This is a genomic window from Enterobacter cloacae complex sp. S3, assembly GCF_014930495.1.
GTDB classification, from domain to species: Bacteria; Pseudomonadota; Gammaproteobacteria; order Enterobacterales; family Enterobacteriaceae; genus Enterobacter; species Enterobacter asburiae_B.
Genome location: NZ_JADBRD010000012.1, coordinates 1 through 12,537 on the forward strand (window position 1 = coordinate 1; position 12,537 = coordinate 12,537).

General features: G+C 55.0%; 8 protein-coding genes. 5 read left to right on the plus strand and 3 right to left on the minus strand.

The window, feature by feature from the left end:
* Positions 1-253: 253 nt before the first annotated feature.
* On the plus strand, positions 254-1,420 hold the full coding sequence (gene ompC, locus IM317_RS06310) for a porin OmpC (protein ID WP_033145911.1): 1,167 nt from the start codon (positions 254-256) through the stop codon (positions 1,418-1,420).
* Positions 1,421-1,472: 52 nt separating this feature from the next.
* On the opposite strand, the gene IM317_RS06315 is transcribed toward ompC, so the two are convergent.
* Positions 1,473-2,336, minus strand: coding sequence for an N-acetylmuramic acid 6-phosphate etherase (locus IM317_RS06315; RefSeq protein WP_033145912.1), 864 nt, complete (start codon positions 2,334-2,336; stop codon positions 1,473-1,475).
* 164 nt (positions 2,337-2,500) lie between these two features.
* On the opposite strand from IM317_RS06315, the gene IM317_RS06320 reads away from it, so the two are divergent.
* Positions 2,501-4,117, plus strand: coding sequence for a sensor histidine kinase (locus tag IM317_RS06320; RefSeq protein ID WP_033145913.1), 1,617 nt, complete (start codon positions 2,501-2,503; stop codon positions 4,115-4,117).
* The gene (gene dcuR / locus IM317_RS06325; protein ID WP_033145914.1) at positions 4,114-4,833 is read left to right on the plus strand and encodes a two-component system response regulator DcuR; all 720 of its coding nucleotides are present in this window, start codon (positions 4,114-4,116) and stop codon (positions 4,831-4,833) included. Before IM317_RS06320 ends, dcuR begins: the two co-directional genes overlap by 4 nt.
* Here the strand turns inward: dcuR and IM317_RS06330 are convergent.
* On the minus strand, positions 4,814-5,776 hold the full coding sequence (locus IM317_RS06330) for an FAD:protein FMN transferase (protein ID WP_033145915.1): 963 nt from the start codon (positions 5,774-5,776) through the stop codon (positions 4,814-4,816). The two genes, dcuR and IM317_RS06330, sit on opposite strands and share 20 nt — an antisense overlap.
* Before the next feature lie 94 nt (positions 5,777-5,870).
* Positions 5,871-8,651 carry a flavocytochrome c gene (locus tag IM317_RS06335; RefSeq protein WP_033145916.1) on the minus strand — a complete coding sequence of 927 codons (2,781 nt, stop codon included), beginning with the start codon at positions 8,649-8,651 and terminating at the stop codon, positions 5,871-5,873.
* A gap of 604 nt (positions 8,652-9,255) precedes the next feature.
* Here IM317_RS06335 and IM317_RS06340 point away from each other — a divergent pair.
* Complete coding sequence (locus IM317_RS06340; RefSeq protein WP_072196639.1) at positions 9,256-10,764, plus strand: anion permease; 1,509 nt, start codon at positions 9,256-9,258, stop codon at positions 10,762-10,764.
* A 55-nt stretch (positions 10,765-10,819) separates the two neighbouring features.
* Positions 10,820-12,469 carry a class I fumarate hydratase FumA gene (gene fumA / locus IM317_RS06345; RefSeq protein WP_033145917.1) on the plus strand — a complete coding sequence of 550 codons (1,650 nt, stop codon included), beginning with the start codon at positions 10,820-10,822 and terminating at the stop codon, positions 12,467-12,469.
* The last annotated feature ends 68 nt before the right edge of the window (positions 12,470-12,537 follow it).

Genomic DNA, 12,537 nt, shown 5'->3' on the forward strand with positions numbered 1-12,537 from the left:
TTATAACATAGCCGAATTAAATCAATTTAAAAATAGAGCCACGAAATACTTAATAATAATTACACCGTATAAATTCAATGAATTAATTCAGCAGAAAAATAAAGAGATTAATAGAAATGTTTGGCAATATTTCATAGGATTTAATTACATTTATTTTTGAAACTAAATAACACTTCTTGGAATAGTATCAAGCCTGTAATTGCGGAGGGTGATTACATATATTCATATAAATTATGTTTGAAGGGAATATATAATGAAAAGAAAAGTTCTGGCAATTGTGGTACCCGCGTTATTAATGGCAGGCGCAGCCAATGCGGCTGAAATGTACAACAAAAACGGCAACAAAGTTGACCTGTACGGCAAAGTCGACGCGCGTCATACCTTCTCTGACAACCCTGGCGACGACGGCGACGAAACCTATGTGCAGATTGGTTTCAAAGGCGAAACCCAGATCGCTAACGATCTGATCGGTTACGGCCAGTGGGAATATAAAACCTTCGCTAATAATACCGAGGGCGCGGGTGACAAATCGTTTAACCGCCTGGCGTATGCTGGCCTGAAATATGGTGAATACGGTTCATTTGATTATGGCCGTAATTACGGCGTCGTGTACGACGTTGAAGCCTGGACCGATATGCTGCCTGTATTTGGCGGTGACTCTTACACCTGGACCGATAACTTTATGAACGGTCGTGCTAACGGTCTGGTAACCTATCGTAACCAGGATTTCTTCGGTCTGGCTGAGGGTCTGAATTTCGCGCTGCAGTATCAGGGTGCGAATGAAGGTCAGGATGCAACAGAAGGTCAGGAAGGCACGAAAAATGGCCATGACAATGTTCGTTTCCAGAACGGCGACGGCTTTGGTATGTCTACCACCTATGATTTTGACTTCGGTCTGAGCCTGGGTGCGGCATATTCATCTTCCGACCGCACGAACAAACAGGTTGCATACGGTGCAGGTAACTACAACCGCTACAGCCCATATGCAGGTGGCGAACGCGCTGAAGCCTGGACCATTGGGGCAAAATATGATGCGCAGGGTGTTTACCTGGCCATGATGTATGCGGAAACCCGCAACATGACGCCATATGGTAATGTTGGTATCGCCAACCAGACCCAGAACTTTGAAGCCGTAGCGCAGTACCAGTTCGACTTCGGCCTGCGTCCGTCTCTGGCATGGGTTTATTCCAAAGGTAAAGACATTGGCGGCAATGATTACAACCCAGGTAATAATTACGACTATGTTGATCAGGATCTGGTGAACTATATCGATCTCGGTATGACCTACAGCTTCAACAAAAACTTCTCGACTTACGTTGATTATAAAATCAACCTGCTGGACAACGATGAAAGCTTCTACGAAGCCAATGGCATCTCAACTGATGACATCGTTGGCGTAGGCATGACCTACCAGTTCTAATTCCCCAAAATACCAAAGGCCGCAATTGCGGCCTTTTTACTATCTGAAGATCTTACGGCGCTTCCTGCAGCGCCACGCGAATAAACCCGTTATTTTGCGCCAGCAGTTCATGGGCTTTCCACGCATCCAACCCTGTCAGCACCATCAACACCGCCGTTTTACAGTTATGGTTACAGCTCTCAAGCGCGGCTTTTGCCTCGGCCCGTGTGCATCCCCCCGCTTCCATCACAATGGCGATTTGCCGTTCAGCCCATTTGGTCGTGCTTGCCTCAAGATCCACGCGCAGGTTGCTGTAAACCCGTCCGGTTCGGACGGCCAGCCCGGTGGCAATCATCGAGAGGATCATTTTTTGCGCGATCCCCGCTTTGGTGTTGATATAGCCTGCGACGACGTCGGCCCCCAGCTCCGGAGCGATAACCATGCTCGCCAGCTGCGCGGCTTCGCTTTGCGCATCACCGGTAACAATAGCGACCGGTGAACCCAGCGACCACGCATGGCGCATTGCCCCCCAGACCCACGGCGTTTTTCCGCTGACGGTCACGGCCAGCATCATATCGTGTTCACCAAACTTGATGGCCTGCAGATCGGCAACGCCGCGCTCGTAGCTCCCTTCCCCTTCTTGTGCCGTAACGGCCATTACAGGGGTTTTGCCCGGCGCATATTCATCGGCAATCTGTTGCGCTACGCGCCCTGACGGCCCCGCGCCAACGACGATCAGGCGACCGCCGTGGCTGAGCGTCGCGGCGGCGTTGTCCACCACGCGGGCAATAATATTTAAACAGGGGGTAATCGCAGCAGAAATGAGTGCATCATCCTGGTGAATGACTTTCAGCATGTCCAGCGTGGACAATCTATCAATATTCATCGTGCTGGCGTGCCGTCTTTCCTTGACCGAACCGGTAAGCATAACGCTCATAAACAGCCTCCTTATTATGAGTACCCACACACTATAAAGTGTTTTATATAGATGACCTGCGAGGAGGGTCACGAAAAGAGGACCAAATCCACGCCTTTACATGGCTTTAAGAAAAGCGCGTCATCGGCGATAATTACCCCTTTCTTAATCATCGCGGAGTGTTGATGAGCGATTTGCAGCCTTTCCTTCCGACGCGCAAGCGCCCCATGAAGCTGAACACCCTGGTCACGCTGATGGTGTGCGCGATTATTGCCTCTGTGCTGCTGGTGGTCTTTGCGCTCTACTCCGTGCAAATCACCCGGGCGACCCGCGATGATGTAAAAGATACGGCTCTGGGTATTGCCAGAACGCTGGCCAACAGCCCGGAGATCCAGCGCGGCCTGATGCAGGCACCGCAGGAGAATATTATTCAGCCCATCGCCCAGGCGGTGACGAAACGAAACGATCTGCTGTTCACCGTGGTCACCGATATGCGCGGGATCCGCTACTCTCACCCGAACGAGGCGCTGCTGGGGCTGCATTTTATCGGTGACGATTTAACTCCCGCGCTTGAAGGCAAAGAGAACGTATCGGTAAACCGGGGTGCGCTCGCCGAAGCGCTTCGCGTCTTCACCCCAGTCTACGACGGCCAGCACGAGCAGATCGGCGTGGTGGCGGTAGGTATCTCCCTGAAAAAGGTTGAAGAGCAGATCGCTCGCGGGCGGCTCAACGCCGTCTGGACCATTTTATTCAGTATTTTTATGAGCTCCATGGCGATTTGGGGTCTGGTGCGGGTCCTGAAACGCATCCTGTTCGGCCTCGAACCTTACGAAATTTCCGCCTTGTTCGAACAGCGTCAGGCGATGCTGCAGTCGCTTCGCGAGGGGGTGCTGGCCGTCGATATTCACGGGCGCGTGACGATGATCAACCAGACCGCCAGAGAAATATTGCTTCTCCCTTCCGGCAAGCAGACCGAAAACGCCAGCGCCCCCCTGCTGGCCAGCCTGCGCGAAGTCTCAAAGACGGGCGTCGCGCGCCAGGATCAGGAGATCAGCTGTAACGGGCGTCTATTGCTGTGCAACATGGTGCCCGTTCAAAGCCAGGATCGGGTGATCGGCGCCATCACCACCTTCCGTGATAAAACGGAAATCAGCCAGCTGATGCAGCGTATTGATGGCATGGTTAACTACGTCGATGCCCTGCGCAGCCATACGCACGAGTTTATGAATAAACTGCATGTGATTCTGGGCCTGCTGCACATGAAGCGCTACGACAAGCTGGAAGAGTACATCATCCAGACGGCACATAATTACCAGACGGATATCGGTACGATACAGAGCAAGGTAAAATCCCCGGTTATTGCCGGGTTCCTGCTGGGTAAAATCAATCGGGCGAAAGAAGCGGGCGTCACCCTGACGCTGGCGGATGAATGCCAGATACCGGATACCGCGAGCGAAGAGCAGGTCGCGGTGCTGATCACCGTGCTGGGTAACCTCATTGAAAACGCGCTCGACGCGATGGAAGGACAGCAGGAAGGTGAGATCGGCCTGCTGCTGCATTATCAGAACGGCTGGCTCAGCTGCGAAGTCAGCGACGATGGCCCCGGCATTGAACCCACTCAGCTGGAGGCTATTTTTACAAAGGGCTTCTCAACAAAAGGTGAAAACCGCGGCGTTGGGCTGTTCCTTGCTCGCCAGCAAATCCAGAACCTCGGCGGCGATATCACCGTCGAGTCTGAGCCAGGCGTATTTACCCAATTTTTTGTTCACATCCCCTGGGATAGCGAGAGGAATATCGCGTGATAAATGTATTAATTGTCGATGATGACGCCATGGTAGCCGACCTCAACCGTCTGTATGTCAACCGTGTTGATGGTTTTAGCTGCTGCGGCGTCGCCTCCACGCTAAACCAGGCCGAGGCCATCATTAATAACCCCGGGCAGCCTGTCGATCTGGTGCTGCTGGATGTCTATATGCAGCAGGATAACGGGCTGGATCTGCTGCCCGTTATTCGCGCATCCGGTCGCCCAATCGATGTGATTATGATCTCGTCGGCTGCCGACGCCGCCACGATCCAGACCTCCATCCACTACGGCGTGGTGGATTATCTGATCAAGCCGTTCCAGTTCCCACGCTTTGAAGAGGCGCTGAACGGCTGGAAGGCAAAGCATAGCCTGATGGGTTCGCACCAGTATTATGAGCAGGCCGACGTCGACCGGCTGATCCACGGCGGGGCGCCGGAACTGGCGGACAGTAAAAAGCTGCCGAAGGGGTTAACGCCGCAAACGTTGCGCACGATTTGCCAGTGGATTGACGCTCACCCGGAGACGGAATTTTCTACCGATGACCTGGCAAGCGCGGTCAATATCTCCCGCGTGTCCTGCCGCAAGTACCTGATTTGGCTCGCGCAAATCAACATTCTGTTCACCAGCATTCACTACGGCGCCACCGGCCGTCCGGTGTATCGCTACCGTCTCCAGCCGGAGCAGACCGGCCTGCTCAAGCAATACTGTCAGTAACGCGGTAGTCGTTATCCAGCAGGGTAAAGCGGAAGTGGTGTGCTGAAGAGAACACCACTTCTTTTGTTTTGGTCACAAAGATAGCTTCAATATCGGGGCGCGCGCGCAGGGCGGCACAGCCCTTCTCTACGCCCATGCCGTACATCAGCGTGGTCCAGATATCGCCGTCGATGGAGTCCTTCGAAACAATCGTTACGCTGTCCAGCTCGTTGTCCAGCGAATACCCGGTGCGCGGATCGAGAATATGGTGATAGCGCTTGCCGTTTTGCTCAAAGTAGCGCTCGTAGGTTCCCGACGTCACGACGGACAGGTTCTCTACGGTCATCGTGCCGATCAGCGCATCACCGGCGAACGGTTTTTTCAGCCCCACGCTCCAGCCCCCTTCCGGCGAGCCTAACGTCTGAATGTTTCCGCCGAGGTTGATCAGCCCCAGCTCAGCGCCCTCTTTATGCAGGTAATCACGCACCCTGTCGGCGATATAGCCTTTGGCAATGGCCCCCAGATCGATCTCCATCCCCGCTCTGGTCAGAAACACGCTGCTGCTGGCCTCATCAAGAATGACATCTTCAGGACGGGTTATCGCCAGCAGCGACGCGATTTCATCGGCAGGCGGAACGCTGTCCCCCTGAAAGCCAATTTTCCAGCGCTTCACCAGCGGACCTATCGCCAGGTTAAAGGCGCTGTCCCTGAACAGGCTTGCCGCTTTGGCACAGCGGATCAGCTCAAACACCGGCCGGCTGACGGTAACCGGATGCTGGCCAGCCGCATGGTTAATGTCCATCACCTGCGAGTGCGCGCGGTTGACGGTAAGCAGATCTTCGTACTGTTTGATCAGGCGAAACACGCGGGACGCGAGCGCTTCGTCGTGGGAGAAGAGTTTCAGGAGAATGGGTGAGCCCATCAGGACGGCGGAGTAGCTGTAAACGCGATGGCTATCAGGCATGGCTGGATTCCTCAGATGTAGCCCCGGCAGGCACCGCGCCGCCGGGGAAAATGCCGGATAGCGCTGGGCGTATCCGGCCTACAACACAGGGGTCTTACTGCTTTTTCGAACGCATAGCCGCCTGATGTCCTGCAAGCGTACCAAAAATAATGATATCTGCCACTGCGTTACCGCCGATACGGTTACCGCCGTGGATCCCGCCGACCACTTCACCGGCCGCAAACGCGCCTGGCAGCACGTTGTGGTTGCTGTCCAGCACGCAGGTTTCGGTGTTGATGGTCACGCCGCCCATGGTGTGGTGCACGCCCGGTGCAATCTGAATGGCGTAGAACGGCCCTTCGTTGATAGGCGCGCGCAGCGCGGTGGTACGGCCAAAATCATCATCGTGCTGTTTTTCAACGAAGCCGTTGTAACGTTCCAGCGTCGCGAGAAAAGCGTGGTGATCCATACCCAGCGCCTCAGCCAGGGCTTTTGGCGAGCTGGCGCTGGTCACGAAACCTTTCGCGATGTACTCATCCGCGGCTTTGTTTTTGGCACGTACGTGCTCGTCAAAGACGATGTATGCGTATTTCTCCGGCAGCGCGATGATTGACGCCGAGACTTTATCGCGGGTCGACATTTCGTTGTAGAAGCGCTCCCCTTTCTGATTGACCAGAATCGCCCCGCCGCCGCGAATGGATTCGGAAATCAGGTACGAGGTTTTCTGCTCTACGGTTGGGTGAATCTGAATTTCGCCCATATCCACGGTACCCGCCCCGATGCGCTCCAGCAGCGCGATGCCGCCGCCGGTTGCCCCTTTGTGGTTGGTGGTAACGAACCCTTCCAGATCAGGACGGTATTTCACCACCATCTGGCTGTTAGCGCTGAAGCCGCCGGTGGCGACAATCACGCTTTTGGTTGCCACGGTGACGGTTTCGTTCTCTTCGGTGGTCAGACGTACGCCGGTCACTTCGCCGTTCTCGAAGATGATGTCGCTGACGGAGGTATCCAGCATCACCTCGATGTTGCGTTTGTTGACGTTACGCACCAGGCCGCTGATCAGGTAGCCGCCTACCGCTGAACCGTCTTTTGGACGGTGAGTACGGTCGATGCTCATCCCTCCGGTGGTGGTGATGTCGTTCAGCATGATGCCGCGCGTTGCCAGCCACTCAATTGCCTGCGGCGCGTTTTCGACGAAACGACGCAGCAGTTCCGGGTTGTTCTTGTTGCCGCCGCCTTTCAGGCTTTCCTGATAGAACAGCTCTTTGCTGTCCTGAATGCCCTTCACGCGCTGGAAGCGGGTTTCGGCGGCATTCATACCGGCTGAAGCTTTAATGGTGTTCCCGCCGATGGTCGGCATTTTCTCGACAATCAGCACGCTCGCGCCTTCGTCGTGAGCCTGAATCGCCGCCGCCAGACCGGCGCCGCCGCTGCCGACAACGACCACGTCCACGCTGCGGGTTTCGTTCGGGTCAACGCCCTCTTCCGCGGCCAGCGCTTTGCTGGATTTCAGCATCGCTTTAGAGACCGCTTTCTTCACCGCTTCACTCTGGCTGGTTGCGCCGGTGATGGCATCCACGTGCGGGGTATTGGCGTCCAGAATGCGGGTACGGATCTCTTCAAAGCTGGTTACAAACTCAACGTCTTCGCTCGGGCCGGAGGCCAGCTCGATGTCCGCAATGCGGTCAGTTTCCAGACTGACGTTAATCACCAGCTCGTTAGCGTCATCCTGCACTTTCTCAGCAAAGGTACCCGGTTTGAATTTGGATTCACCCAAGCTCATGTCGCGGATCATCGCTTCTACCAGCGAGAAGCGCCACAGCGGTTCAGGAATGCTCAGCGCCTCGCGCTGGGTGCTGTCCATAAACAGCTCCAGGCTTTCCCCGGCCGCAATGCGGTCTGTCCAGTCCGGATAAGCGATGGTGGCGCGGCCAACGGCAATCAGGTCGTAACCGTGGTCCAGCGCTTCATTCACATCAGAAGCATTCACCACGCCGCCCACGCCCATGACCGGAACCTGCGCCAGCGTTTCAGAACGCATCGCGCAGTATTTTTCGATAAGCGGGGTGGGATCCTGGGTGTCGACGATGGAAGGACGCAGGGTAGCGCCGACGGAGAAGTGCAGATAGTCCACGCCGCGCGCCGCCAGTTTTTCCAGCAGATACATGGTGTCGTCAAAGCGGATGCCCGGGACTTCCATCTCTTCAGGGGAGAAGCGGTAGCCAATAATAAACGCGTCGTCCGCGTACTGGCGCACCATTTTGTGGGTAATGTCCAGCACCGCCAGCGGGAACTTCGCGCGGTTATCGCGGCTGCCGCCCCACTCGTCGTCGCGCTGGTTTGAATTCGGGGAGTAGAACTGCTGAATCAGATAGGTATTCGCCCCGTGGATTTCCACGCCGTCGAAACCGGCCTGGATGGCGCGACGCACCGCCTCACCAAACTTGCCGATCATGCCTTCCACTTCTTCTGCGGTCAGGGCGACAGGCGTTGCGGCACCTTCACGCGGCGCGGCTACGGCGCTCGGGCCAACCGGGGTACGGCCACCAATCAGTTTTGGATCGACCATGCGGCCGCCGTGGTAGATTTGCAGCAGCGCCTTAGATCCTTTGGATTTAATGGCCTCTGCGATTTTCGCCAGCCCGGCAATTTTCTCATCATTATCAATACCGATGGCGCCCGGGAAGGCGAGACCGAGATCGTCGACGAAGCAGCATTCCACAATGATGGTGCCAATGCTGCCGGAACGGGCCCGATAGTACTCCACCAGCTCGCTGGTGACGGTGCCGTCAAAATAGCCGGTACAGGTTGTCATAGGGGCCATTAACAAACGGTTTTTCAGTTCAGTGCCATTCGGTAATGTGAAGGGGCTAAGAATGCGTTCGTTAGTGCTCATAATAGAAACTCCAAACTTTTAAAAATTAAGAATTCGTTATCGGATTGATTTTTTATTTCGTCGTTATTTGCCGATGTCATGATATTAATATAATGATTTTTTTAGTTTCTAAAGTTATTACGTTAGTTAAAAAACTATTTAATCCCTGCGATAACACAAATAACACATTGGTGTTAGCGATTGTAATTCAGTCATTCACAATAATTTAAAAACCGTTAAAATATGAATGGTAAAACCAATTCACCTTAACACACATAAAACCAATAAAAACAAAACTTTGCAATCACACCAAAATCTATCTTGTTAAAGAAATGATAAAAAACACGCAAAAAACAGGCAATAACCACATACGCCAGAGTGGTTATTAATAAAAGCATAAAAATAACGCTGCAATTCTATTTTTTTGATCGCGATCAATAGTTATGGCATTCAAAGGCGCAATATAAAAACATCATCATTTTTTAATTTAACGCACACAAAAACGCGTTAAATCGCTATTACTGAAAATACAGGAAAGCACCTTTAATAACTAAAAAAAGCAAAGAAACTTAAGAAAGTGCTTTTTCAGTGCGACCGAATTTTTGACAACTTAAGACGTGAAACTATGAATACGAAAACTGCTGTAACGCCCCCTGTGGCGAACCAGGCATCAAATGGAAACGCAAAACGATTGCTGATGATGGCGCTACCCGTCATCGTCGCCGTACTGCTGCTGTTTGTTCCCGTTCCTGAAGGCTTGCCGCCTTACGCATGGCACTACTTCGCCATCTTTGTCGGCGTGATCGTCGGTCTGATCTTCGAACCGCTGCCGGGTGCGGTGATCGGCCTGACCGGCGTGGTTGCCATCGCCCTGTGCAGCCAGTGGGTGCTGTTCAGCCCCGATCAGCTGGCTGACCCGAAATTCAAGCTGGCGGGCGCCTCCTTTAAGTGGGCGGTGAGCGGGTTTGGTAACTCTACCGTCTGGCTGATTTTCGGTGCCTTTATGTTCGCCGCTGGCTATGACAAAACCCGCTTCGGCCGCCGTCTGGCGCTGATTCTGGTGAAGTACCTCGGCCGTCGCAGCCTGACGCTCGGTTACGCCATCACGTTTGCTGACCTGCTGCTGGCACCGTTCACCCCGTCCAACACCGCGCGCAGCGGCGGGACCATCTACCCGATTATCGCTAACCTGCCGCCGCTGTACGGTTCAAAACCTAACGACCCAAGCGCGCGTAAGATTGGTTCATACCTGATGTGGGTGGCGATCACCGCAGCCTGTATCACCAGCTCAATGTTCCTCTCCGCCCTCGCGCCAAACCTGCTGGCCCTGGCGCTGGTGAAAAGTACGGTTGGGATTGATATCTCCTGGGGCACCTGGTTCCTCGCCTTCCTGCCGCTGGGTATCCTGCTGATTCTGACCATGCCGCTGCTGGCCTACTGGTTCTACCCACCTGAAGTCAAAGTGAATAACGAAGTGCCGCTGTGGGCGACCCGCGAGCTGGAAAAACTCGGCAAACTGTCCCGCAATGAAATTCTGCTGCTGGTGTTCGTGTGCTGTGCGCTGCTGATGTGGATCTTCGCCGCCGCGTGGATTGAGCCTGCCATGGCAGCCCTGCTCATCGTCGGTCTGATGCTGTGGACCGGCGTGCTGGAATGGAACGATATCACCGGTAACAAGGCCGCATGGAACACCTTCGTCTGGTTCGCCACCCTGGTGGCACTGGCGGATGGCCTCTCCTCTACCGGCTTTATCAGCTGGTTAGGTAAAGAAGGCGGTCTGTTGATGAGCGGTATCTCTCCGGGCGTGGCGACCGTCGTCCTGCTGCTGGCGTTCTACCTGCTGCACTACCTGTTTGCCAGCACCACCGCGCACACCACAGCGCTGCTGCCAGCGATGCTGACCATCGCCTCCACCATCCCGGGCATGAATATGGAAGTGTTCGTTCTGCTGATGGTAACTTCGCTGGGCGTCATGGGGATCATCACCCCGTACGGTACTGGCCCAAGCCCGATTTACTACGGTAGCGGCTACCTGCCAACCAAAGACTACTGGCGCCTCGGCACCATCTTCGGTGCCATCTTCCTGGCGGCCCTGCTGCTGATTGGTTATCCGTGGATGTCCATGATGTTCTGATTCCTGACCGCCGGACTTCTCCTCCGGCGGTTTTATTTTTGTGGAGCAATACGCTATGTCAAATAAACCGTTTTTCTACCAGAACCCCTTCCCTCTTTCCCATGACGACACCGAATACTACCTGCTGACCAAAGAGCACGTCTCCGTTGCCGAATTCGACGGTCAGGAAGTGCTGAAAGTGGAGCCGGAAGCCCTGACCCTGCTGGCGCAGCAGGCCTTCCACGATGCCGCGTTTATGCTGCGTCCTTCTCACCAGAAGCAGGTTGCCGCCATTCTCAACGACCCGGAAGCCAGCCAGAACGACAAATACGTTGCCATGCAGTTCCTGCGTAACTCTGAAATTGCCGCAAAAGGCGTGCTGCCAACCTGCCAGGATACCGGCACCGCGATCATCATGGGTAAAAAAGGCCAGCGCGTCTGGACCGGCGGCGGTGACGAAGCGGCGCTGAGCCAGGGCGTGTATAACACCTACATTGAAGATAACCTGCGCTACTCGCAGAATGCGGCGCTGGACATGTATAAAGAGGTGAATACCGGCACCAACCTGCCCGCGCAGATCGATCTCTACAGCGTGGACGGGGACGAATACAAATTCCTGTACATGGCAAAAGGCGGCGGTTCTGCCAACAAAACCTACCTCTATCAGGAAACCAAAGCGCTGATCACCCCGGCGAAGCTGAAAAACTACCTGGTTGAGAAGATGCGCACCCTGGGCACTGCGGCCTGCCCGCCTTACCATATCGCGTTTGTGATTGGCGGAACGTCAGCGGAAGCCACGCTGAAAACCGTGAAGCTCGCTTCCACGCGCTACTACGACGCGCTGCCAACCGAAGGTAACGAACACGGCCAGGCGTTCCGCGACGTTCAGCTCGAACAGGAACTGCTCCAGGAAGCGCAGAACCTCGGCCTCGGCGCGCAGTTCGGCGGTAAATACTTCGCCCACGATATCCGCGTGATCCGCCTGCCGCGCCACGGCGCCTCCTGCCCAATCGGCATGGGCGTCTCCTGCTCCGCAGACCGCAACATTAAAGCGAAGATCAACCGCGACGGGATCTGGATTGAGAAGCTGGAACACAACCCGGGCCAGTATATTCCTGAATCACTGCGCCAGCAGGGCGAAGGCGACGTGGTGAGCATCAATCTGGACAAGCCGATGAAGGAGATCCTGGCGCAGCTTTCCGCGCACCCGGTCTCTACCCGTCTGTCGCTGAACGGGACCATCATCGTGGCGCGCGATATTGCCCACGCGAAGCTGAAAGAGCTGCTCGACAACGGTGAAGAACTGCCGCAGTACGTTAAAGACCATCCGATCTACTACGCAGGCCCGGCCAAAACGCCGGAAGGCTACGCCTCTGGCTCACTCGGCCCGACCACGGCTGGCCGTATGGACTCGTATGTGGACTTACTGCAATCCCACGGCGCGAGCATGATCATGCTGGCGAAAGGCAACCGCAGCCAGCAGGTAACCGACGCCTGCCATAAGCACGGCGGCTTCTACCTGGGCAGCATTGGCGGCCCGGCGGCGGTGCTGGCGCAAAACAGCATTAAGAGCCTGGAATGCGTCGCGTATCCGGAACTGGGAATGGAAGCCATCTGGAAAATTGAAGTCGAGAACTTCCCGGCGTTTATCCTGGTGGATGACAAAGGCAACGATTTCTTCCAGCAGATCCAGAACAAACAGTGCGCGGGCTGTTCACAGCGCTAGGTTGAGACAGGCCGGGTGGCGCAACGCTGCCCGGCAGTCGCAGACAGACATGCGCCTGCGTCATGTCA

Bases quoted from the DNA above. Each gene is read 5' to 3' on its own strand.
- IM317_RS06340 (WP_072196639.1), top strand. From the start codon at position 9,256: ATGAATACGAAAACTGCTGTAACGCCCCCTGTGGCGAACCAGGCATCA.
- IM317_RS06320 (WP_033145913.1), top strand. From the start codon at position 2,501: ATGAGCGATTTGCAGCCTTTCCTTCCGACGCGCAAGCGCCCCATGAAG.
- IM317_RS06330 (WP_033145915.1), bottom strand. From the start codon at position 5,776: ATGCCTGATAGCCATCGCGTTTACAGCTACTCCGCCGTCCTGATGGGC.
- IM317_RS06315 (WP_033145912.1), bottom strand. From the start codon at position 2,336: ATGAGCGTTATGCTTACCGGTTCGGTCAAGGAAAGACGGCACGCCAGC.
- ompC (WP_033145911.1), top strand. From the start codon at position 254: ATGAAAAGAAAAGTTCTGGCAATTGTGGTACCCGCGTTATTAATGGCA.
- IM317_RS06335 (WP_033145916.1), bottom strand. From the start codon at position 8,651: ATGAGCACTAACGAACGCATTCTTAGCCCCTTCACATTACCGAATGGC.
- fumA (WP_033145917.1), top strand. From the start codon at position 10,820: ATGTCAAATAAACCGTTTTTCTACCAGAACCCCTTCCCTCTTTCCCAT.